The 19751-nt window shown below is 66.9% G+C and carries 24 protein-coding genes; 10 read left to right on the top strand and 14 right to left on the bottom strand.

The annotated features are described in order from the left end of the window. Window positions 1-28: 28 nt before the first annotated feature. The 3 genes from gpmA (at window position 29) to AC1RVW_RS09220 (ending at window position 3098) form a co-directional block, all read left to right on the top strand. Window positions 29-772 (top strand): 2,3-diphosphoglycerate-dependent phosphoglycerate mutase, encoded by a 744-nt coding sequence (gene gpmA / locus AC1RVW_RS09210; protein WP_081265992.1) that lies wholly within the window; start codon window positions 29-31, stop codon window positions 770-772. 103 nt (window positions 773-875) lie between these two features. Continuing rightward, complete coding sequence (locus AC1RVW_RS09215) at window positions 876-2318, top strand: S41 family peptidase (protein ID WP_081266027.1); 1443 nt, start codon at window positions 876-878, stop codon at window positions 2316-2318. Between the two features lie 12 nt (window positions 2319-2330). Beyond that, on the top strand, window positions 2331-3098 hold the full coding sequence (locus AC1RVW_RS09220; RefSeq protein WP_493199451.1) for a HesA/MoeB/ThiF family protein: 768 nt from the start codon (window positions 2331-2333) through the stop codon (window positions 3096-3098). A gap of 7 nt (window positions 3099-3105) precedes the next feature. On the opposite strand, the gene AC1RVW_RS09225 is transcribed toward AC1RVW_RS09220, so the two are convergent. After that, complete coding sequence (locus AC1RVW_RS09225) at window positions 3106-5139, bottom strand: AsmA family protein (protein WP_493199453.1); 2034 nt, start codon at window positions 5137-5139, stop codon at window positions 3106-3108. A gap of 236 nt (window positions 5140-5375) precedes the next feature. On the opposite strand from AC1RVW_RS09225, the gene AC1RVW_RS09230 reads away from it, so the two are divergent. After that, window positions 5376-5771 carry a response regulator gene (locus tag AC1RVW_RS09230; RefSeq protein ID WP_106937047.1) on the top strand — a complete coding sequence of 132 codons (396 nt, stop codon included), beginning with the start codon at window positions 5376-5378 and terminating at the stop codon, window positions 5769-5771. Window positions 5772-5811: 40 nt separating this feature from the next. Here the strand turns inward: AC1RVW_RS09230 and AC1RVW_RS09235 are convergent, their stop codons facing one another. Beyond that, entirely contained in the window at window positions 5812-6444 is a 633-nt protein-coding gene (locus AC1RVW_RS09235; RefSeq protein WP_007837167.1) for a response regulator, read from the bottom strand. A gap of 132 nt (window positions 6445-6576) precedes the next feature. Between AC1RVW_RS09235 and AC1RVW_RS09240 the strand changes: the two genes are divergently transcribed. The 6 genes from AC1RVW_RS09240 to AC1RVW_RS09265 all read left to right on the top strand — a co-directional run bounded on the left by AC1RVW_RS09240 (window position 6577) and on the right by AC1RVW_RS09265 (window position 10150). Further along, window positions 6577-7896 (top strand): CHASE3 domain-containing protein, encoded by a 1320-nt coding sequence (locus tag AC1RVW_RS09240; protein ID WP_081265996.1) that lies wholly within the window; start codon window positions 6577-6579, stop codon window positions 7894-7896. A gap of 194 nt (window positions 7897-8090) precedes the next feature. Beyond that, window positions 8091-8255 carry a DUF1328 domain-containing protein gene (locus AC1RVW_RS09245; protein WP_493199456.1) on the top strand — a complete coding sequence of 55 codons (165 nt, stop codon included), beginning with the start codon at window positions 8091-8093 and terminating at the stop codon, window positions 8253-8255. Window positions 8256-8309: 54 nt separating this feature from the next. Beyond that, window positions 8310-8684 (top strand): hypothetical protein, encoded by a 375-nt coding sequence (locus AC1RVW_RS09250; RefSeq protein WP_081265998.1) that lies wholly within the window; start codon window positions 8310-8312, stop codon window positions 8682-8684. Between the two features lie 35 nt (window positions 8685-8719). Continuing rightward, window positions 8720-9103, top strand: a complete 384-nt coding sequence (locus AC1RVW_RS09255) for a phage holin family protein (protein ID WP_081265999.1) — start codon at window positions 8720-8722, stop codon at window positions 9101-9103. Continuing rightward, window positions 9090-9593 carry a hypothetical protein gene (locus AC1RVW_RS09260; RefSeq protein WP_409196139.1) on the top strand — a complete coding sequence of 168 codons (504 nt, stop codon included), beginning with the start codon at window positions 9090-9092 and terminating at the stop codon, window positions 9591-9593. Before AC1RVW_RS09255 ends, AC1RVW_RS09260 begins: the two co-directional genes overlap by 14 nt. Further along, the gene (locus AC1RVW_RS09265) at window positions 9590-10150 is read left to right on the top strand and encodes a ferritin-like domain-containing protein (RefSeq protein WP_409196140.1); all 561 of its coding nucleotides are present in this window, start codon (window positions 9590-9592) and stop codon (window positions 10148-10150) included. The genes AC1RVW_RS09260 and AC1RVW_RS09265 overlap by 4 nt, the downstream gene beginning before the upstream one ends. Window positions 10151-10253: 103 nt before the next feature. Here AC1RVW_RS09265 and AC1RVW_RS09270 read toward each other — a convergent pair whose 3' ends face one another. The 12 genes from AC1RVW_RS09270 to AC1RVW_RS09325 form a co-directional block, all read right to left on the bottom strand. Further along, window positions 10254-10772, bottom strand: a complete 519-nt coding sequence (locus AC1RVW_RS09270) for a BON domain-containing protein (protein WP_493199459.1) — start codon at window positions 10770-10772, stop codon at window positions 10254-10256. A 72-nt stretch (window positions 10773-10844) separates the two neighbouring features. After that, window positions 10845-11042 carry a CsbD family protein gene (locus AC1RVW_RS09275; RefSeq protein WP_493199461.1) on the bottom strand — a complete coding sequence of 66 codons (198 nt, stop codon included), beginning with the start codon at window positions 11040-11042 and terminating at the stop codon, window positions 10845-10847. A 126-nt stretch (window positions 11043-11168) separates the two neighbouring features. Beyond that, window positions 11169-11990, bottom strand: a complete 822-nt coding sequence (locus AC1RVW_RS09280) for a DUF429 domain-containing protein (RefSeq protein ID WP_493199463.1) — start codon at window positions 11988-11990, stop codon at window positions 11169-11171. Between the two features lie 7 nt (window positions 11991-11997). Then, window positions 11998-12879 (bottom strand): EamA family transporter, encoded by an 882-nt coding sequence (locus tag AC1RVW_RS09285; protein WP_081266005.1) that lies wholly within the window; start codon window positions 12877-12879, stop codon window positions 11998-12000. A 7-nt stretch (window positions 12880-12886) separates the two neighbouring features. After that, the gene (locus AC1RVW_RS09290) at window positions 12887-13309 is read right to left on the bottom strand and encodes a BLUF domain-containing protein (RefSeq protein WP_081266006.1); all 423 of its coding nucleotides are present in this window, start codon (window positions 13307-13309) and stop codon (window positions 12887-12889) included. A gap of 3 nt (window positions 13310-13312) precedes the next feature. Beyond that, window positions 13313-14044 carry a GTP cyclohydrolase I gene (gene folE, locus AC1RVW_RS09295; RefSeq protein ID WP_106937044.1) on the bottom strand — a complete coding sequence of 244 codons (732 nt, stop codon included), beginning with the start codon at window positions 14042-14044 and terminating at the stop codon, window positions 13313-13315. A 73-nt stretch (window positions 14045-14117) separates the two neighbouring features. Continuing rightward, window positions 14118-14891 (bottom strand): endonuclease/exonuclease/phosphatase family protein, encoded by a 774-nt coding sequence (locus AC1RVW_RS09300; RefSeq protein ID WP_081266008.1) that lies wholly within the window; start codon window positions 14889-14891, stop codon window positions 14118-14120. Beyond that, the gene (gene nudB, locus AC1RVW_RS09305; RefSeq protein ID WP_285412850.1) at window positions 14888-15364 is read right to left on the bottom strand and encodes a dihydroneopterin triphosphate diphosphatase; all 477 of its coding nucleotides are present in this window, start codon (window positions 15362-15364) and stop codon (window positions 14888-14890) included. The genes AC1RVW_RS09300 and nudB overlap by 4 nt, the downstream gene beginning before the upstream one ends. 7 nt (window positions 15365-15371) lie before the next feature. Then, the gene (gene aspS, locus AC1RVW_RS09310; RefSeq protein ID WP_081266010.1) at window positions 15372-17177 is read right to left on the bottom strand and encodes an aspartate--tRNA ligase; all 1806 of its coding nucleotides are present in this window, start codon (window positions 17175-17177) and stop codon (window positions 15372-15374) included. A gap of 37 nt (window positions 17178-17214) precedes the next feature. Further along, window positions 17215-17847, bottom strand: coding sequence for a DUF502 domain-containing protein (locus AC1RVW_RS09315; protein WP_081266011.1), 633 nt, complete (start codon window positions 17845-17847; stop codon window positions 17215-17217). A gap of 9 nt (window positions 17848-17856) precedes the next feature. Then, on the bottom strand, window positions 17857-18192 hold the full coding sequence (locus tag AC1RVW_RS09320; RefSeq protein ID WP_493199468.1) for an FmdB family zinc ribbon protein: 336 nt from the start codon (window positions 18190-18192) through the stop codon (window positions 17857-17859). Window positions 18193-18297: 105 nt separating this feature from the next. Next, window positions 18298-19749: a high affinity choline transporter 1 gene (locus tag AC1RVW_RS09325; RefSeq protein ID WP_081267962.1), complete on the bottom strand. Its 1452-nt coding sequence runs from the start codon at window positions 19747-19749 to the stop codon at window positions 18298-18300. Between the last annotated feature and the right edge of the window lie 2 nt (window positions 19750-19751).

Below are 19751 nucleotides of genomic sequence, written 5' to 3' on the forward strand. Positions count from 1 at the left end.
TTCGCAAGCGCAGCCAAAGGCCTCCCACATGCACAAACTGGTATTGATCCGTCACGGTGAATCGACCTGGAATCTTGAAAACCGCTTCACCGGATGGACGGACGTCGACCTCACCGAGACCGGCGTGGAGCAGGCCAAGCAGGCCGGCCGGCTGCTCAAGGCAGAGGGCTACGACTTCGACGTCGCCTACACGAGCGTGCTCAAGCGCGCCACCCGCACCCTGTGGCACACGCTCGACGAGCTCGACCGCACCTGGCTGCCGGTGGTGCATTCCTGGCGCCTCAACGAGCGCCACTACGGCGGCCTGCAGGGCCTGAACAAGGCCGAAACCGCCAAGAAATACGGCGACGAGCAGGTGCTGGTCTGGCGCCGCAGCTACGGCACCCCGCCGCCGCCGCTGGAAGCCAACGACCCGCGCAGCGAGCGCTCCGACGTGCGCTACGCAAAGCTGTCGCCCGAGCAGATTCCCCTGACCGAGTGCCTGAAGGACACGGTCGCCCGCGTGCTGCCGTTCTGGAACGAATCGATGGCGCCGGCCATCCGCGCCGGGCGCCGCCTGGTGGTGGCGGCCCACGGCAACTCGATCCGCGCTCTCGTGAAGTACCTGGACGGCATCTCCGACGACGCGATCGTCGGGCTGAACATTCCGAACGGCATTCCGCTCGTCTACGAGCTGGACGACGATCTCAAGCCCCTGCGCAACTACTACCTCGGCGATGCCGCCGCAGCCGAAAAGGCCGCCGCCGCGGTGGCCTCGCAGGGTAAAGGCTGAAGAAACCCTCTCCCGCCGGCCCATTCGTGGAACCCCGGCAGGCAATTTGCTTCCAAGCTGTGTATATTGGTTCGACAGCCGCCGACAAGGACAACCACTCATGATGGGCCAGAAACTGAAGATCACCGGCTGGGTCGCCGCCGGCGCCGTTGCAGGCGTCCTGACCACCGTCTCGTTGCAGACAGTCGCACGCGGTTCGCTTGCGCCACTGCCGCTCGAGGAATTGCAGCAGCTCGCTGCCGTCTTCGGCATGGTCAAGAGCGACTACGTCGAACCGGTCGACGAGAAAAAGCTCATCTCCGACGCCATTTCCGGCATGGTCGCCGGGCTCGACCCGCATTCCCAGTACTTCGACAAGAAGTCCTTCAAGGAATTCAGGGAAGGCACGACCGGCCGGTTCGTCGGCGTGGGCATCGAGATTTCGCAGGAAGACGGCCTGATCAAGGTCGTCTCGCCCATCGAGGGCTCCCCGGCCTTCCGCGCCGGCCTCAAGCCCAACGACCTGATCACCAAGATCGACGACACCGCCGTGCGCGGCCTGTCGCTGAACGAGGCGGTCAAGCGCATGCGCGGCGAAGCCAACACCAAGGTGCTGCTGACCATCTTCCGCAAGGACGAGAGCCGCACCTTCCCGGTGACGATCACGCGCGAGGAAATCCGCACGCAGTCGGTGCGCGGCAAGATCATCGAACCCGGCTACGGCTGGATCCGCCTGTCGCAGTTCCAGGAGCGCACCGTCGACGACTTCGTCAAGAAGATCGACGAGATGTACAAGGAAGACCCGAACCTCAAGGGCCTGGTGCTCGACCTGCGCAACGACCCGGGCGGCCTGCTCGACGCGGCGGTGGCGGTGTCCTCGGCATTCCTGCCCGAGAACGTCACGGTCGTCACCACCGACGGCCAGCTGGCCGAGAGCAAGTCGATCTACAAGGCGGCGCCGGAGTTCTACCAGCGCCGTTCAGGCAGCGATCCGCTGCGCAGCCTGCCCGCGGCGCTGAAGACCGTGCCGCTGGTGGTGCTGGTGAACGAAGGCTCGGCCTCGGCGAGCGAAATCGTTGCCGGCGCGCTGCAGGACCACAAGCGCGCCACCATCATGGGCAGCCAGACCTTCGGCAAGGGCTCGGTGCAGACGGTTCGCCCGCTCGGCCCGGACACCGGCCTGAAGATCACCACGGCGCGCTACTACACGCCGAGCGGCACCTCGATCCAGGCCAAGGGCATCGTGCCCAACGTGCTGGTCGACGAAAGCGCCGAGGGCAGCCCCTTCGCGGCCCTGCGCATGCGCGAGGCCGACCTCGAGAAGCATCTGGCCAGCGGCCAGGGCCCCGAAGTCAAGGACCCGGAACGCGAAAAGGCCCGCGACGAAGCCCGCAAGCGCCTCGAGGAAGAAGCCAAGAAGCCGCCGCAGGACCGCAAGGTGCCCGAGTTCGGCACCGACAAGGACTTCCCGCTGGTGCAGGCGCTCAACCGCCTGAAGGGCCAGCCGGTGCTCGTGAGCAAGACGCAGGTCATCGTCGACAACAAGGAAGAAAAGAAGGAAAACTGAGCCTGGTGGCGCATGGAAGATAGCCAGCTGCTGCGCTATTCGCGCCACATCCTTCTCGAGGAATTCGGCATCGACGGCCAGGAGCGCGTCAGTGCCGGGCGGGTTCTCATGATCGGCGCCGGCGGGCTGGGCTCGCCGGTGGCGCTTTACCTTGCCGCGGCAGGGGTCGGCCGCATCGCGCTGGTCGACGACGACGAAGTCGATCTCACCAATCTCCAGCGCCAGGTGGCTCACACGCATGCGCGCGTCGGGTTGTCCAAGGTCGAATCCGCCGCGCAGGCCATGCGCGACATCAACCCGGGTATTTCCATCGAGACGCACGCCGTGCGCGCCGACGAGGCATTGCTGTCCCACCTGGTCAGCCAGGCCGACGTGGTGGTCGACTGCTGCGACAACTTCGCCACCCGGCAGGCCGTCAACCGTGCCTGCGTGGCCCATGCCAGGCCGCTGGTGGCAGGCGCGGCGATCCGCTTCGACGGGCAATTGAGCGTCTACGACACGCGCGACGCCGCCTCCCCGTGCTACGCCTGCCTGTTCCCGCCCGATGCGACTTTCGAAGAAACGCGCTGCGCGGTGCTTGGCGTATTCGGCCCGGTGGTCGGCACGATCGGCACGCTGCAGGCCAGCGAGGCGCTCAAGCTGCTCGCCGGCATCGGTCCGTCATTGGCGGGCAAGCTGCTGATGTTCGACGGGCGCAGCACCAGCTTCGACACCTTGCGGGTCGCGCGCGACCCGCAGTGCAGCGTCTGCGGGCAACGCCCCGCTCAAGCGGCCGCCTAGGGTTCGATCAGGGCTGCTTCACAGGCTGTTTCACAGGCTCCTTGGCAGCCTTGGCCCTCGCGGCGCCGTTGGCCGCCGCACCCGCCGTCGGGCGGTTCGCATCGCCCAGCACACCCTGGCAGTCGGCGTTCTCGCCCGGACCGGTCTCGATGGTCGCGGCCAGCGCCAGCAGCGGGTTGATGGCCCCCAGCGCCAGCGCCGCAAGCCCGCGCTCGGCCAGCGGCGCCACCTGCAGGCCGCCCTTGGGCGACCCGAAAGTACCGTTCACCACCAGCGGCGTGCGGATCGACAGGATGTTCTTGCTCTTCGGCTCCGGACGAATCACGAAGTTCAGCCCCTCGGTCGTGAGATTGGCCTGCCCGGTGGCCGTGAACACCGCGTTGGTTGTGTCCACCACCAGCGTGCGTCCGGTCATCACACCCTTGTTGACGTCGAATGCCAGGGCCGCGCAGCGCAGTTCGACGTTGCGGTCGCCGCGCAGCAGGAACTTGATGATGTCGCCGCCCACCAGCGTCGCGAACACCGGCAGCAGGTTGCCGAACTGGCCACGTCCTGAAATCACCGCCACGTCGCCGGAGACGCCGCCCAGCCAGTTGGCCACGGTGCTGCCCGAGCCCGACAGGTTCACGCGCCCGTCCAGCCGCCCCACGCTGTTGCCGGTGGTTTCCAGCTTGGGGAACAGGCGGGCCAGCTGCATGGCGCGCACGTCCAGCGACGCACGGATGTCGGCGGGGTTCTTCGATGCGTCGATGCGGATCGCCCCGCCCAGCTTGCCGCCGGCCACGCCCAGGTCGAGCGGATCGAGCGTGAGCACGCCGCTGTCCAGCTTGACTTGCACGCTGCCGCGGTCGAGCGGGATTTCGCGCACGTTCTGGATGCGGTCGGCGGTGTATTTCACGTCGGCATTCATGGCGCGCAGGCGCTCGAAATCCAGGGGCGCCGTCGGCAGCACCTTGCCGCCGGCCCGCTTGACCTGCGTCACGGTCGGCGGCGGAGCCACGCCTTCCACCGTGTTGGCGGTGCGCGCCGTGGGCGGCAGGCCGATCAGCGGGCCGAGGTCGTCCATGTCCATCACGCGCGAGCGCAGTTCACCCGACAGGTACGGCAGCTTGCCGGACTGCTCGAAACGCATGTCGCCGGCGATGTCGGACAGGCCCAGCTTGCCCTTGAGGCGGGCCACGCCCCAGAGCGTGCCGCGCTTGCTCAGGTCGCCGCTCAGCGCGTAGGGCGAGGTCTGCGGCAGCGCGATGCCCAGGAGCGGGAACAGCGCGCCCAGGGTCTGGCCCTTGAGCTCAAACTTGGCGTCGATGCCGTCGAGCCCCGACAGCTCGGCCACGGTACCGGCGGCCTTCAGCTGGGTCTGGCCGGCCGCCGCGTTGATTTCCATCGGGAACGGCGGCGCGCCCGCGGCGTTGATCTGCAGCACATTGCCGGTGCGGCCGTTGGCCGTCAGCGGCTGGCCCTTGTAGCGGCCCTTGATGCGGTAGCTGAGCGGCATCTCGCCGCGGCTGGTGTCATAGCTCAGGTCGGCGTGCAGGTCGACGCCCAGGTGCTTGGCGAGGAAATCGACCGCCCCGCTGTCGATCTGCACCAGGCCGATGCTGGGCACCGTGCCGGAGTCGGAGGTGTCCTTGCCCAGCGCCCAGGTGCGGCGGCCGTCCTGCTCCATCTGCAGGCCGACCGTGGGCGAGAACAGCGCGAGGCGCGGAATGTTCACCTTGCTGGCCAGCAGCGGCCAGATGCGGATGTCGAACTCGGCCCTGTCCGCCTTCACCAGATAGGGGTCGCGGGCCCACGGCGGATTGGCGAATTCGATGCCGTCGAATTTGACGGTCGCCTGCCGCAGCCCGAGGTTCACGTCGAGCCGGCGCGTGATCTCGAACTTGCGGCCGGTCTTCTCGCTCACGTAGCGGTTGACCGGCCCGCGCAGCACGTCCCAGGGGAAGAACGCCAGCACGATCACCAGCACGGCAAGCAGCAGCACGAGGAAAGCCAGTGACTTCTGCCAAAGGGGCCGGGAGCGGAAGATGTTCGTTGCCATGTTCAGTGGGATACCTTGGGCGCGGCCCGTCCAGGGTCGGCAGGAGACCGCAGAAACCGTGCGGCATGGCCTACGGCGATGCTTTGCGGATGCATAGTCGGAACCCGCCTACAACACCCGGCCCCCGAAGCTTGCATGATGCGCCACGAGAAAGCCTCAGTGTCCCGTTGCAGGCATTCCCGCAGGCGGGGGCGCTTCGAATGCTCCTGCCAACGTAAGAGGAAGCGCGGTTCGGCATGGATCCCAGATTGCAGACTTACGTCGTTGAAGACAACCTAACGATCCGTGAAAACCTTATTGGCACTCTGGAAGAGCTCACCTGCGCCACCGTCGTCGGCTTCGCCGAGACGGAGAGCGGCGCGCGCGAATGGCTGCGGGACCACGCCGGCGAGTGGGACCTCGCCATCGTCGACCTGTTCCTCAAGCAAGGCAGCGGCCTGGGCGTGCTTCAGGCCTGCCAGGCACGCAGCCCGGCCCAGAAGGTGGTGGTGCTCAGCAACTACGCCACGCCGGACATCCGCCGGCGCTGCGCCGAGTTCGGGGTCGACGCGGTGTTCGACAAGTCGAACGAGATCGACGCGCTGGTCGACTTCTGCCTCGTGCAGGCGAACGCGTTGCGTGCCGCGGGCTGAAAGCGCCGCGCCGGGCGCCCTCCCCGCACCCCTGCCGGCCTCAATCGATCAGCTTGTTCTTCAGCGCGTAGTAGGTCAGGTCGCTGTTGGAGGAGAGGTTCATCTTCTCCATCAGGCGGGTGCGGTAGGTGCTGACCGTCTTCACGGACAGGGACAGCGTCTTGGCGATGTCGCCGGCGGTCTCGCCCTTGGCCAGCTTCAGGAACACCTGGAATTCGCGCTCCGAGAGCTGCTCGTGCGGCGCGGCGTCGTCCTTGCGGTCGAGCTGGCGTGCCAGCAGTTCGGCCACGGCGGGCGTGATGTAGCGCCGGCCCAGAGAAATTGTGCGGATGGCGTTGACGATCTCGATGGGATCGCACTCCTTGTTGAGGTAGCCGCTCGCGCCCTGACGGATCAGGTTCATCGCGTAGTGCTCCTCGGGGTAGCCGCTCAGGATCAGGATGCCCACGTCCGGCGCCTTGGCGCGGATCATGGCGAGCGCGTCGATCCCGCTTTGCCCCGGCATCGAAAGGTCCATGACCAGCACGTCCAGTTCCGTGGTGCGTACCAGTTCGATGGCTTCACGCCCGCTGGCCGCCTCACCCGCCACGCGCAGGTCCACGTGTTCGGAGAAGAACTGCCGGAGGCCGGATCGCACGATGGCGTGGTCGTCCACAATTCCGATTTTGATCATCTGTTACTTTCGTCGTTGTGTTGCGCGCATGCGGGCCGCAACATTCCGCGTCCCTGATTGTTAGTCAATTATTCACGAACTTGCGTAGTAAGCAGCCTTGAAAGTTTCATGCACTGGTTAGCCCCTCCAAAAATGGCCGTGAGCCTGCTGCTCGCGGCGCTTGCCGCGCTGGCCCTCGTCGGTATCAACGAGGCCGGCTACCGGCAGTCCAGCCGCGCCCTTGCCGACATCGAGGAGGCGCAGCAGGTGCGCGGCACGCTCAACCAGATCCTGCAGAACATGCTGGACGCCGAGACCGGCCAGCGAGGTTACCTGCTGACCGGCGAGACGAACTACAGGCAACCCTACGACACCGCGGTCAAGGAAGTCGACGGCAACCTCGCGACGCTGCGCCGGCTCTATGCCGGACGGCCGGCCGAACTCAACCAGCTGACGGAGCTTTCCAAGCACGTGCTGCGCAAGGTGGCGGAAATGGACATGAGCGTGCGCCTGCGCCAGGACGGCAAGGAAGACGCCTGGAAGTTCGTCATCACCACCGACGTGGGCCGCGAGGAGATGGATTCGATCCGCGCCACGGCGGGCGAGCTGGTCAGGATCAGCAACGACACGCTGCACCAGAGCCAGGCGCAGGTGCTCAAGTCGCTGCAGCTGGCCCGCATCGGCACCGCCATCGTGGCGCTGGCCGCGCTGATCGCCTTCTTCCTGTACCTGCGGCAGACGCACGCGCTGCGCTCCATCGGCGAGCGGCAGCAGGAAACCCTTCAGCGCGAGCGCAACGCGCTGGAAGACGAGGTGCGGGAACGCACCGCCTCCCTGGCCGAACTGGCCACCCACCTGCAGGACGTGCGCGAAACCGAGCGTGGCTACCTTGCGCGCGAACTGCACGACGAGCTGGGCTCGCTGCTCACGGCCGCGAAGCTGGACGTGGCGCGCCTGAAGTCGCGGCTGGCGGATGCGCCCGACGCCATCCAGCGGCTGCAGCATCTGACCGAGCTGCTCAACAGCGGCATCGCGCTCAAGCGCCGCATCATCGAGGACCTGCGGCCCTCGTCGCTGTCGAACCTCGGGCTGGTCGCCTCGCTGGAGATCCTCGGGCGCGAATTCGCCGAGCGCTCGGGCCTGCAGATCGAGATGGCGCTGGAGCCCGTGGTCATGGACGAATCGCGCCAGCTCACCATCTACCGCATGGTGCAGGAAAGCCTCACCAACATCGGCAAGTACGCGGAGGCCAGCGAGGCCACCATCGTCCTGAAGAACTACGAGAACCACGTGATCGTGGAAGTGGCGGACAACGGCAAGGGCTTCGACACCCTGCGCCTGCGCCCGTCGACGCACGGCCTCGCGGGCATGCGGCATCGCGTGGAGGCCGCCCGCGGCAAGCTGACGGTCTCCTCGACACCCGGCAGGGGCACGCGCCTGAGCGCCATGCTGCCGGTGGTGCGCCCCGCCTGAGACTGGCGCCGCCATCGGCCCCACCGCCTACTCGGCCATCTCCTACGCACCCCGCCCCCGACCGCTGACAGGTCCGGGCCGGGGGGGCACTTAAGGTTGCTCCTGTGCCATTCGAAGCCTCCTGACTCCCCTGTCTGGAAGCCGCGGATGAGCCGTTTTTCAAAACAACGAGGGAAGCCTCGAAGGAGTTCCACATGCTGCATTACGCCGTGGTGTTTCTGCTCATCGCGCTCATTGCCGCCCTCTTCGGGTTCGGCGGCATTGCCGCCAGCGCGGTCGGCATCGCCAAGATCCTGTTCGTGATCTTTGCCATCCTGGCCATCGCCAGCTTCCTGGGCGGCTTGCTCCGTCGCAAGTAGCGTAGTTACGATCAACAGGCTCCCGCATTTCATCTTCCCGGAAAGGACTTTCACATGAACACGACCAAGACTCCCTCGCAGCTCGCCGACGACGCCCGCCAGACCGCCAATGAAGCGGTCGAAACGACCCGCGCGTATGCACAGAATGCGGTGAATGCGGCGGGCGAAAAGGTCCGCGAACTGCGCCGCGACGCCGAACCGGCCGTCGAGCAGCTCGCAGCCCGCGTGCAGCAGGCGGTCCAGCGCGGCCTCGATGCCGCATCGACCACCAGCGCACGCGCCCAGCGCCGCATCGAGCAGGCCGCCGACGTCACCGGCCGCTACATCTCCGACCAGCCCGTGCGCTCCGTGCTGATCGCCGCAGCCGCCGGCGCCGCCATCACCGCGCTCATCGTGCTGGCCAGCCGCCGCAGCCGGGACGACTACTGATCCGCTGACCGCTCGTTCCACCGATTCCCGGCACCATGCTTCATCCGATTTTTTCCACGGTGCTCGGGCATCCGGAACTCGTCGCTGAACACCTCGCCAACTACGCCGCCCTCGTCCGCCAGGAAACTGCGCAGGCGGGGCGCGGCCTCGTCGCCCGCATCGTCGCGGGGGTGCTGGCCGCGGCCAGCGCCATGCTGGCCCTCGGGCTGATCGGCGTGGCCGTGCTGCTGGGCGTGCTGCACGGCAGCTTTCACTGGGTGCTGGTCGCCGTGCCGGCCGTGGCAGTCGTGATTGCCGCGTTCTGCGCGTGGTACGCCACGCGCCCCAATCAGAGCCACGGTTTCGACGACCTGCGCTCGCAACTCGAGGCCGACCTCCAGGCCTTGCATGACGCCGGAGCCCATCATGGCCAGCGCTGAACGCACACCCCTGACGCCGCAGCAACGCCTGGCACTCTCGCGCCGAGCGCTGGTGCGCCAGCTCAACGGCGGCGGCGAGGACACGCACGACGCGTTTCTGAACCACGCGCCATCCAGCGCGCCCGACGACGACCTGGAATACGAACACCACGCCGCCGCGCAGGCAGGCCGCGCGGATCGCCCCCCGAGCTTCGGCGGCGTCTGGCTGCCTCTGGGCCGCAGCATCCTGCAGCGCTGGTGGCGCCGCCACCCGGCCCATGCGGCAGGCCAGCTGGCCCGCCCGGTGCTCGAGCACTACGCCCGCAAGCAGCCCGCCAAGCTGATGGCCATCGCCGCGGCCACCGGTGCGGCGCTGGTGCTGGTGAGGCCCTGGCGCCTGCTCTCCGTCACGGCCGTGCTGGCTGCGGTACTGAAGACATCCGACGTGGCTGACGTCGTCAACACGTTGATGCAGAAGAACACAAGCCCCCCACGAAAGGACCCCCCATGAAAGCCGATGTTTCCTCTTCCGACAAGGCCTCGGAACACAAGCACCTGGTGCTCGACCAGAGCGGCCTCGACGCCGCGCGCAAGAGCCTGGACGACGGCGCCGTCACGCCCAGCTACGGGCCCTGGCGCGACGACGTGGTCAAGCTGCTGAACGACGCGCTGGCCACCGAACTGGTGTGCGTGCTGCGCTACAAGCGCCACTACTTCACCGCCAACGGCGTCGAGTCGCCGGCCATTGCCGACGAATTCCTCGTGCATGCGAACGAAGAATCCGGCCATGCCGACCGTATTGCCGAGCGCATCGTGCAACTGGGCGGCGAGCCCGACTTCGCACCCAATCATCTGCTGGAGCGCAGCCACGCGGCCTACGACGAATCCTCCGACCTGCAGTCCATGGTGCGCGCCAACCTGATTGCCGAGCGCATCGCGGTCGAGTCGTATCGCCAGATGATCGTGCTGATCGGCGACAAGGACCCGACCACCCGCCGCATGCTCGAGGACATCCTCGCCGACGAAGAAGAGCACGCAGACGAACTGAAGGACTGGCTCGGGCACTGAGCCCACCTGATCCCCCGGGCCTCTGAAAAGGGGCCCGCAAAAGAAAGAGCCCGGAACATCCGGGCTCTTTTTCGTTTGCGGCTCGCTTTCAACCAGAAGCGAATCAGCTCTTCACTTCGAGCTGGTTGTCCACGGACGTCACGCCCTGCACGCCCTTGGCGATTTCCTCGGCGCGTGCCTTCGCGGCGGCGGTGGGCGCCGGACCCTTCAGGCTCACGGCACCGGCCTTGGTGTCGACATTGATCTTGATGGCGCTGAGGTCCGGATCCTTCGCCAGCCCGGCGGAAACCGAGGCGGTGATGGCGGCATCGTCGACCTTCGCGCTCACGGCGGCACCCGCTTCCTTGGCGGCTTCGGTCACATTGGACATGCCTTGCTTGACCTCCGCGGTCGTGCCGGATGCGTCGACCTTGGCCTTGGCTTCGCGCACGGCCTCGCCGGTCTTGGCTGCGGCGGTATCGGCGGCCTGCTCGGTCTTGGCAACGGCGCTGTCGAGCTTCTCGCCAGCGGTGCGGTTGTCAGACTTGTCGCAGGCGGCCAGCGTCAGCGCGGCGCCCGCCAGCAACACGGCAAGCCACGCGCGCGGATGCGGCATGGCGGTGGATTTGGGATGCTTGTTCATTCGATTTCCTCCGTTCGCTCTCTGCAAAGAAAAAGGGCCGCGCGCACCAGACGCGCAGCCCCGTGCGGCAAGTCAGAGCTTGTCTGCGCCCGACTTGATCGCGTCCTTGGTCTTTTCCTTTGCGTCGCCGTAAGTCTTCTGCACCTTGCCGGCGGCCTGGTCGGCAAGGCCTTCGCCCTGCAGCTTCTCATTGCCGACGACCTTGCCGGCAGCTTCCTTGATCTTGCCCTTGGCTTCTTCGACGCGTCCTGCCACTTGGTCGTTGTTCATGTCGCTTCCTTCCTTTGAGGGTGGGTGAAATACCGTGGGCCGATATGACCCACTGACTTCAATCTAGGCGCTGGCTCGCGACCCCGGACGTGGCGGGAAGCCCGAAGCCATGTAGGACAACAAGGCTCAGGCGGAGACGATCCATCCTTCAAGCGCATCGAAGCCCTGCGGCAGGCCGTAGCCCGGCCCCTCGCTGCCGGCGCGCTGCCGGCCCCATGCGGCCTGCAGGAGGCACAGCACGGCGTCGATGTCGTCGCCGCGCGCATCGGCCAGCAGTTCGGCGCGCTGCGAGGCCGTGACCCCGAGCCGCAGGCCGAGCCGCGAAGTACCGGCTTCGAGCGCGGCCAACAGGTCGGTGCGCGCGGCAAGGCGCTCCGGGGTCTGCTTGCGCTGGTCGTCGCTCTTGTAGCTGCGCCGGCCGATCAGTTCGCGCGCGAGCAGCCCCGGATAGGCCTCCAGCGCGATGCGGTCTTCATTGGTGCCCGGATGGAGCCCGGGAATCCGCGCGCCCGATGCCAGGAGCCGCGGAACGCCCGCATGCAGCATGTACGCGACCGGCGGGTTGACCCACTTCATCGATGGGCTCGATCCCGCGGGCAGGTCGGCCGCGCGGTGCGCGAACTTGCCGCCGACGGGGCGGGACGCGCAGAAAGCCGCGAAGGTGTCGCGGATCTGCGCGCGGCTCAGGCCGGCGTAGTGCAGCATCAGCGGCTCCCACTGCAGCGGCCAGCCCAGGTGCTCGACCATTTCGCGCGGCAGGCTGAACGGAAAGTCGAAACCGCCCACCCACGCGGGCGTGCCGCAAAGCCAGTCGCCCCACGCGTCGAGCGAGGCAAAGCGCCGCAGGCCGTCGAGCACCAGGACGCCCTCCTTTTGCAGTTCGCCGATGGCAACGACGATGGGCTTGCGCGAGGACGGCGCGCTGGAGAAATCGCAGCCGAACAGCATCGCTGCCTCAGCCCAGTGCGAGGGCCACCACGCCGGCGGCGATGAACATCGCGCCCAGCAGCCGCAGCAGCCGGTCGCCTTCGCGCAGCAGGTGCCCGCCGATCAGCGCCGCGAACAGCATCGACACCTCGCGCGCCGGCGCGACGTGCGAGATCGGCGCCTGCTGCACGGCGTAGAGCACCAGCACATACGACACCGGGCTGAACGCCGCCACCAGCAGCGCATATTTCCATTGCGAGCGCCACATGCGCGCGGTCGTGGCCGGGTCCTTCAGCGCCACCGGCAGCAGCAGCACGATGCGCACGAGGTTGCCGAAGTAGTCCAGCAGGATCGGCGACATGGCGAGGAACTTGACCGCGTAGCTGTCGGCCACCGTGTAGGCCGCGATGAAGCCGCCCGTCAGCACGCCGTAGCGAATGCCCTTGTGGACCCGCTCGCGCTGCACCGGGTCATGCGCCTTGCGCCACAGCTTCGGACCGCCCGCCACCAGGAAGACGCCGAGCACCACGCCCGCGATGCCAGCCACGCCCAGGAGGCTGATCTTCTCGCCGAGAAAGAGCACCGCCACCAGCGACGACAGCAGCGGCCCGGAGCCGCGCGCCAGCGGATACACCACCGTCAGGTCCGACTTGCGGTAGCCGCGCAGCAGCACGACGAAATAGAAGATGTGCAGCACGCCGCTGAGCACGACGAAGCCCCACTCGGCCATGCCCCAGCCGGGCACCACGTTCCAGCCCAGCGTGATGCCCACGGGCGCCCAGATGAGCATGTTGAACACGCTGGTCTGGAAGCTGAAGCGCGAATCGCCGTTCGCCTTCTTGGCGACGATGTTCCAGCCGGCATGGATGATCCCGGCCAGCAGGATCAGCGCGAATGCGGAGAGCGGCACCCCTGGATCAGTGGCGGCCGACGATGGCGGCGGTGGCCATCAGTTCTTCGAGCAGCGCCAGCGAGACCTTGCCCGAAACCGCGTAGGGGTTGAGTTCGGGTTTCTCGGAGTACTTCAGCAGCGTCGAGGCATTGAGCTTCGACAGGTTGACCTGCCCCATCGTCCAGCCGCCGAAGCGGCGCTCGGAGATTTCCTCGTAGTGCAGCAGCACCACGTCTTTATGGCGCGCATCGCGCTGGATGTGGCCGTAGAGCTCGCTGATGGCCATGCGCCCGCCCTCGATGGCCTGCAGGAAGGTGCCCGCGCCATAGCAGAGGATGCCGGTGATGCCGCAGGTGGTGTTGTGCGTGCGCGATTGCGCAAGGATCGACTCGATGGCCTGGGGGCTGGTGTCGACGGCGCGGCTGGCGTAGAGAAGTCGGACCAGCATGGCTCAGCTCTTTCGGGGAAGGAGAGAAAGGAATTCGCGGCGCAGGCTCGGGTCCTTGAGGAACACGCCGCGCATCACGGAGTTGATCATCTTGCTGTCCATTTCCTTGACGCCGCGCCAGGCCATGCAGAAATGCTCCGCTTCCATGACGAGGGCCAGGCCGTCCGGCTGGGTCTTTTCCTGGATCAGGTCGGCCAGCTGCACCACGGCTTCTTCCTGGATCTGGGGACGGCCCATGACCCATTCGGCCAGTCGCGCGTACTTCGACAGCCCGATCACGTTGGTGTGCTCGTTGGGCATGACGCCGATCCAGAGCTTGCCGATGATCGGGCAGAAGTGATGCGAGCAGGCGCTGCGCACGGTGATCGGGCCGACGATCATCAGCTCGTTCAGGTGCTCGGCATTGGGGAATTCGGTGAGCGAGGGCGGCGCCACGTAGCGGCCGCGGAACACCTCGTTGACATACATCTTGGCGACGCGGCGCGCGGTGTTGTCGGTGTTGTGGTCGTTCTCGACGTCGATGACCAGGCTCTGGAGCACGCCCTTCATCTTGACCTCGACCTCGTCGAGCAACGCTTCGAGTTCGCCGGGCTGGATGAACTCGGCGATGTTGTCGTTGGCATTGAAGCGCTTGCGCGCGGCGGTGATGCGCTCGCGGATCTTGACGGAGACGGGCGTACCCTCGTCGTCGTCTTTTCGATCGGGAAGGGGTTCGACGTCGGTTTTCCTCAGCATGGCGGGGATCGTACCAGTGAATGGCTCCAGAGATTCAGGGCCGCAACGCCCGTCCCTTCTTGGAGCAATGCTATCAATTAAGGAGCGTGAAATCGGCCACCAGCGGCAGGTGGTCGGACATGCGGGCCCAGATGGGACCGCGCGGCACCGTGCAGGCCAGCGGCTCCAGCCTGCGTCCGTAGACGAAGTCGAGTTGGGCCACCGGCAGGCGCGAGGGATAGGTGAGCGTGCGCGGACCGCGCAGGTCGCTGGTGTCGCGCAGGCCCATGGCGTTCATGGCGTAGCGCATGCGCGCGCCCCAGTCGTTGAAGTCGCCCGCCACCACCACGGCCTCGTCGGGCGGTACCTCGCGGTCGATGAATTCGCGCAAACGGGCGACCTGCCGCACCCGGCTGCCCTTGATGAGCCCCAGGTGCACCACGATGGCGTGCACCCGCCGGCCCTCCACGTCGATCACCACGTGCAGCAGGCCGCGCTGCTCGAAGCGATGGTCGGAAATGTCCTGGTGGCTGGTGCGCAGCACCGGCCAGCGCGTGAGCAGCGCATTGCCGTGCTCGCCGTGGCGGGTGACGGCGTTGGTCTCGTAGACGGCGGTGTAGCCCTCGGGCGCGAGGAAATCGGCCTGCGGCAGTTCCGGCCAGTGCGCGAAGCGGGCGGCGGCCTGCCGGTTCATCTTGCGCACTTCCTGCAGGCAGATGATGTCGGCGTCGAGCTGCTCGATGGCATGGCCCAGGTTGTGGATCTCGAGCCTGCGCGCCGGTCCGATGCCCTGCACACCCTTGTGGATGTTGTAGGTCGCGACCCGGAGGCTTTGCGCTGGTGCTGCTGGTGCTGCCGGCTGGTTCATCGCGCAAATTCTGGCAGCAACAGAATGGCTTCGGCGTTCGACGGGGAAAAACAGGCGTCCGCGGCTTGCTGGTAGGGCAGCCATTGCCACGCGGTGTGCTCGCGGGGTTCCAGCACCGGCACCACGCGCTCGGGCACACACAGCCCGAACAGATGCTCGGTGTTGTGCGTCACGCCGGGCGCGTAGCGGGCGCGCCAGCGCGGATAGATCTCATAGACGTTGCGCAGCTGCCAGTCGACCAGCTGCGAGGCCAGCGCCGTGCCTTCGCCGCACTTGATGCCGGTTTCCTCGGCCACCTCGCGCGCCGCGGTGAGCGCCAGCGGCTCGTCGGCCAAGTCCTTGCTGCCCGTGACCGACTGCCAGAAGTCGGTTTCGGCGTCTGCGCGCCGGATCAGCAGCACATCGAGCGCCGGCGTGTGGATCACGACCAGCACCGACTCCGGGATCTTCCAGGGCCGGGGGCTGGTCGTCATGGCTGCGTCAGGCAGCCTGGGGGGCGTTGCGCAGCTTGATGTGCAGCTCGCGCAGCTGCTTCTCGTCGACCGGGCTCGGCGCCTGCGTCAGCAGGTCCTGTGCGCGCTGGGTCTTGGGGAAGGCGATCACGTCGCGGATCGACTCGGCGCCGGTCATCAGCATGACCAGGCGGTCCAGGCCGATGGCGATGCCGCCGTGCGGCGGGGCGCCGTACTGCAGCGCGTCCAGCAGGAAGCCGAACTTGAGCTGCGCGTCCTCGGCGCTGATCTTCAGCGCGCGGAACACCTTGCTCTGCACTTCCTCGCGGTGGATACGCACCGAACCGCCGCCCATCTCGATGCCGTTGAGCACCATGTCGTAGGCCTTGGCGATGCACTTCTCGGGGGCGGTGTCCATGAGGTCTTCATGGCCGTCCTTCGGCGCGGTGAACGGATGGTGCACGGCGCTCCAGCGCTGGCCTTCCTCGTCGAACTCGAACATCGGGAAGTCGACCACCCACAGCGGTGCCCAGCGGTCGTCGAACAGGCCGCTCTTCTTGCCGAAGGCGCTGTGGCCGATCTTGATGCGCAGCGCGCCGATGGCGTCGTTGACGATCTTTTCCTTGTCGGCGCCGAAGAACAGGATGTCGCCGTTGCGCGCACCCGTGCGGGCGATGATCTCGGCCAGCGCGTTGTCGTCGAGGTTCTTGACGATGGGGCTTTGCAGGCCTTCGCGGCCGGCGGCGGCGTCGTTGACCTTGATGTAGGCCAGGCCCTTGGCGCCGTAGATCTTGACGAATTCCTGGTAGGCGTCGATCTCGCCGCGCGACAGGCCGCCCTCGGCGCCGCCGCCGGGCACGCGCAGCGCGACCACGCGGCCGCCGGCCATGGTGGCGGCGTTGGAGAACACCTTGAATTCCACGCGCTTCATCAGCTCGGTGAGTTCGGTGAATTCGAGCTTCACGCGCAGGTCGGGCTTGTCGGAGCCGTACTTGAACATCGCGTCCGCGTACGTCATGGTCGGGAACACCGGCAGGTCGATGCCCGCCGCGTTGCGGAACACGTTGCGGATCATGCCTTCGAACATCTCGCGGATCTCTTCTTCGGCGAGGAAGGAGGTCTCGATGTCGATCTGCGTGAATTCGGGCTGGCGGTCGGCGCGCAGGTCTTCGTCGCGGAAGCACTTCACGATCTGGTAGTAGCGGTCGTAGCCGGCCACCATCAGCAGCTGCTTGAACAGCTGGGGCGACTGCGGCAGCGCGAAGAAGCTGCCGTCATGCACGCGGCTGGGCACGAGGTAGTCGCGCGCGCCTTCGGGCGTGGACTTGCCGAGCATCGGCGTCTCGATGTCGATGAAGCCGTTGGCGTCGAGGAACTTGCGGGTCTCCATCGTCACCTTGTAGCGCAGCATCATGTTGCGCTGCATGGCCGGGCGGCGCAGGTCGAGCACGCGGTGCGTGAGGCGGGTGGTTTCCGACAGGTTGTCGTCGTCCAGCAGGAACGGGGGCGTGACCGAGGGGTTCAGCACCTTCAGTTCGTGGCACAGCACTTCGATCTTGCCGCTCTTGAGCTGGTCGTTGGTCGTGCCCTCGGGGCGCGCGCGCACCAGGCCGGTGATCTGCACGCAGAACTCGTTGCGCAGGTTCTCGGCCACGGCGAAGGTGGAGGCGCGATCGGGGTCGCACACCACCTGCACATAACCTTCGCGGTCGCGCACGTCGACGAAGATCACGCCGCCGTGGTCGCGGCGACGGTTGACCCAGCCGCACAGGGTAACGGTTTGGCCCATCAGGGCTTCGGTCACGAGACCGCAATAGTGAGTACGCATGGCCATAGAGAGGACTTCCGGCGCCTTGGCGGCGCGTTCGTTTTTATGAGTTGGATGGCTTGGTCGCCAGCACGGCGGGGCCGCCGGGAACGACCACCCCCATCGAGACGATGTACTTGAGCGCTTCGTCCACGCTCATCTTGAGTTCGATGCAGTCGCTGCGCTTGAGCATCACGAAGTAGCCGCCCGTGGGGTTGGGCGTGGTGGGCACGTAGACGCTGAGGAAGTCTTCGTTGCCCAGGTGCGTGGCCACCTCGTTGCCCGGCGCGCCGGTCACGAAGGCGATGGTCCAGACGTTTTCGCGCGGCCACTGGATCAGCACTGCCGTGCGGAACGCATTGCCGTTTTCGGAGAACAGCGTGTCCGAGACCTGCTTGACGCTGGAATAGATGGAACGCACGACCGGAATGCGGCGCACCACGGCATCGCCCCAGCCCAGCAGGCGCTTGCCCACGAAGTTGCTCGCAATGGCACCGACCACCAGCAGGATGGCCAGCGTGAGCAGCACGCCCAGCCCGCGGATGTTGTTTTCGTACAGCCAGCGCTGCCAAGCGCCGGGCAGCACCCAGAGCGTCTGGTCCAGCGTGTCGATGATCCACTTCAGCACCGCCAGGGTGATGAACAGCGGAACGATCACCAGCAAGCCGGAGAACAACCATTTGCGCAAGGCGAGCATGGCGGCCGATCAGTCGCTGCTTGCGGGGGCCGGCGCGGGCGCCGGGGCCGCCGGAGCGGGGCTCGGGGCGGCGGTGGGCGAGGACGCGGCCGGCGCGGAATCGGCGGGCTTGGCGCCGTCGCCCGAGGCAGGCGCCGTGGCGGGCTCGGACTTCTTGCCGCCGCCATCGCGGAAGTCGGTCACGTACCAGCCCGAGCCCTTGAGCTGGAAGCCGGCGGCGGTGACCTGTTTCTCGAACGCGCTCGCGCCGCACGCCGGGCACACCGTCAGGGGCGCGTCGGACATCTTCTGCAAAGCGTCTTTGGCAAAGCCGCAGGCACTGCACTTGTAGGCGTAGATGGGCATGGGAAATCGGGTGGGGAAAAAGCGGCGCAGCTGCCGCTCGCAAAGCCCTCGATTATAGGGGCGGCCCCGCCGAACAGGGCCCGGCATGGGCGCCGGGCCTCAGTCTCAGGCCGGTTCCGTGGCCAAAGGCCGATGCGGCGTGTGAGTGTCCACTACCCATTGCGGCAGCAGCGAACCAGCCACCATGCCCGCGAACGAGCACAGCACGCCAGCCAGTTGCGCCGGGAACACCGCGCCCCAGGCCGGCACGGCCAGGAACAGCAGCCACACGCCGATGCCCAGCGCTATGGAGGCGATGGCGCCCTGCGTGGTGGCGCGGCGCCAGTAGAGGCCGCAGACCAGCGGCACGAAGGCCCCCACCAGCGGCACCTGGTAGGCGCCCGACACCAGCTCGTAGATCGGCGTGCCCTGCATGCGGATGGCGTAGGCCAGCACCGCGGCGCTGAACAGCAGCACCGTGATGCGCATCGTCATGAGGTTCTGCCGGTCGGTGCCGGCCGGGCGGAACTGGCGCCAGATGTTCTCGGTGAAAGTGACGCTGGGCGCCAGCAAGGTGGCCGAGGCGGTCGACTTGATGGCTGACAGCAGCGCGCCGAAGAACAGCACCTGCATCACGAACGGCATCTTCTGCAGCACCAGCGTGGGCAGCACCTTCTGCGGATCTTCCTTCAGCAGCGTTGCGGTCTGCTCCGGCATGATCAGCAGCGCGCTGGCCACCAGGAACATCGGCACGAAGGCGAACAGGATGTACGCCAGGCCGCCGATGACCGGGCCGCGCGTGGCCGCCTTCACGCTGTTGGCCGACATCACGCGCTGGAACACGTCCTGCTGCGGAATGGAGCCGAGCATCATGGTGATGGCTGCCGCGAAGAAGAACACCATGTCGTGCCAGCTGGGCTCGGGCCAGAACTTGAACAGGTCCTTGCTGACCGCGAAGGCCACCACCTTGTCGGCGCCGCCGGCCATGGAGCCCGCGAACATGGCGATCACCGCCAGGCCGGCCACCAGGATGATCATCTGGATGAAGTCGGTCACAGCCACCGACCACATGCCGCCGAACAGCGTATAGGCCAGGATCGAGATCACGCCGATCACCATGCCCATCGGGATGCTGATGACGCCGGCCGACAGCAGGTTGAACACCAGCCCCAGCGCCGTGACCTGCGCCGACACCCAGCCCAGGTAGCTCAGCATGATGATCAGCGAACATGCCACTTCCACGCCGCGGCCGTAGCGCTCGCGGTAGTAGTCGCTGATGGTCAGCAGGGTCATGCGGTAGAGCTTGCCCGCGAAGAACAGGCCCACCAGGATCAGGCAGGTGCCCGCGCCGAAGGGGTCCTCGACCACGCCGTTGAGCCCGCCTTCGATGAACTTGGCCGGGATGCCGAGCACCGTTTCGGAGCCGAACCACGTGGCGAACGTGGTCGTGACGATCATGAAAAGCGGCAGGTGCCGTCCGGCAATGGCGAAGTCGGTGGTGTTCTTCACCCGCTTGGCGGCGTAGAGGCCGATCGCGATGGTGACAAGCAGATAGACGATGACCAACGTCAGCAGCACGA

The organism is Variovorax sp. MPBD4-3, assembly GCF_058809745.1.

Bases quoted from the DNA above. Each gene is read 5' to 3' on its own strand.
- gpmA (WP_081265992.1), top strand. From the start codon at position 29: ATGCACAAACTGGTATTGATCCGTCACGGTGAATCGACCTGGAATCTT.
- AC1RVW_RS09215 (WP_081266027.1), top strand. From the start codon at position 876: ATGGGCCAGAAACTGAAGATCACCGGCTGGGTCGCCGCCGGCGCCGTT.
- AC1RVW_RS09220 (WP_493199451.1), top strand. From the start codon at position 2,331: ATGGAAGATAGCCAGCTGCTGCGCTATTCGCGCCACATCCTTCTCGAG.
- AC1RVW_RS09225 (WP_493199453.1), bottom strand. From the start codon at position 5,139: ATGGCAACGAACATCTTCCGCTCCCGGCCCCTTTGGCAGAAGTCACTG.
- AC1RVW_RS09230 (WP_106937047.1), top strand. From the start codon at position 5,376: ATGGATCCCAGATTGCAGACTTACGTCGTTGAAGACAACCTAACGATC.
- AC1RVW_RS09235 (WP_007837167.1), bottom strand. From the start codon at position 6,444: ATGATCAAAATCGGAATTGTGGACGACCACGCCATCGTGCGATCCGGC.
- AC1RVW_RS09240 (WP_081265996.1), top strand. From the start codon at position 6,577: ATGGCCGTGAGCCTGCTGCTCGCGGCGCTTGCCGCGCTGGCCCTCGTC.
- AC1RVW_RS09245 (WP_493199456.1), top strand. From the start codon at position 8,091: ATGCTGCATTACGCCGTGGTGTTTCTGCTCATCGCGCTCATTGCCGCC.
- AC1RVW_RS09250 (WP_081265998.1), top strand. From the start codon at position 8,310: ATGAACACGACCAAGACTCCCTCGCAGCTCGCCGACGACGCCCGCCAG.
- AC1RVW_RS09255 (WP_081265999.1), top strand. From the start codon at position 8,720: ATGCTTCATCCGATTTTTTCCACGGTGCTCGGGCATCCGGAACTCGTC.
- AC1RVW_RS09260 (WP_409196139.1), top strand. From the start codon at position 9,090: ATGGCCAGCGCTGAACGCACACCCCTGACGCCGCAGCAACGCCTGGCA.
- AC1RVW_RS09265 (WP_409196140.1), top strand. From the start codon at position 9,590: ATGAAAGCCGATGTTTCCTCTTCCGACAAGGCCTCGGAACACAAGCAC.
- AC1RVW_RS09270 (WP_493199459.1), bottom strand. From the start codon at position 10,772: ATGAACAAGCATCCCAAATCCACCGCCATGCCGCATCCGCGCGCGTGG.
- AC1RVW_RS09275 (WP_493199461.1), bottom strand. From the start codon at position 11,042: ATGAACAACGACCAAGTGGCAGGACGCGTCGAAGAAGCCAAGGGCAAG.
- AC1RVW_RS09280 (WP_493199463.1), bottom strand. From the start codon at position 11,990: ATGCTGTTCGGCTGCGATTTCTCCAGCGCGCCGTCCTCGCGCAAGCCC.
- AC1RVW_RS09290 (WP_081266006.1), bottom strand. From the start codon at position 13,309: ATGCTGGTCCGACTTCTCTACGCCAGCCGCGCCGTCGACACCAGCCCC.
- folE (WP_106937044.1), bottom strand. From the start codon at position 14,044: ATGCTGAGGAAAACCGACGTCGAACCCCTTCCCGATCGAAAAGACGAC.
- AC1RVW_RS09300 (WP_081266008.1), bottom strand. From the start codon at position 14,891: ATGAACCAGCCGGCAGCACCAGCAGCACCAGCGCAAAGCCTCCGGGTC.
- nudB (WP_285412850.1), bottom strand. From the start codon at position 15,364: ATGACGACCAGCCCCCGGCCCTGGAAGATCCCGGAGTCGGTGCTGGTC.
- aspS (WP_081266010.1), bottom strand. From the start codon at position 17,177: ATGGCCATGCGTACTCACTATTGCGGTCTCGTGACCGAAGCCCTGATG.
- AC1RVW_RS09315 (WP_081266011.1), bottom strand. From the start codon at position 17,847: ATGCTCGCCTTGCGCAAATGGTTGTTCTCCGGCTTGCTGGTGATCGTT.
- AC1RVW_RS09320 (WP_493199468.1), bottom strand. From the start codon at position 18,192: ATGCCCATCTACGCCTACAAGTGCAGTGCCTGCGGCTTTGCCAAAGAC.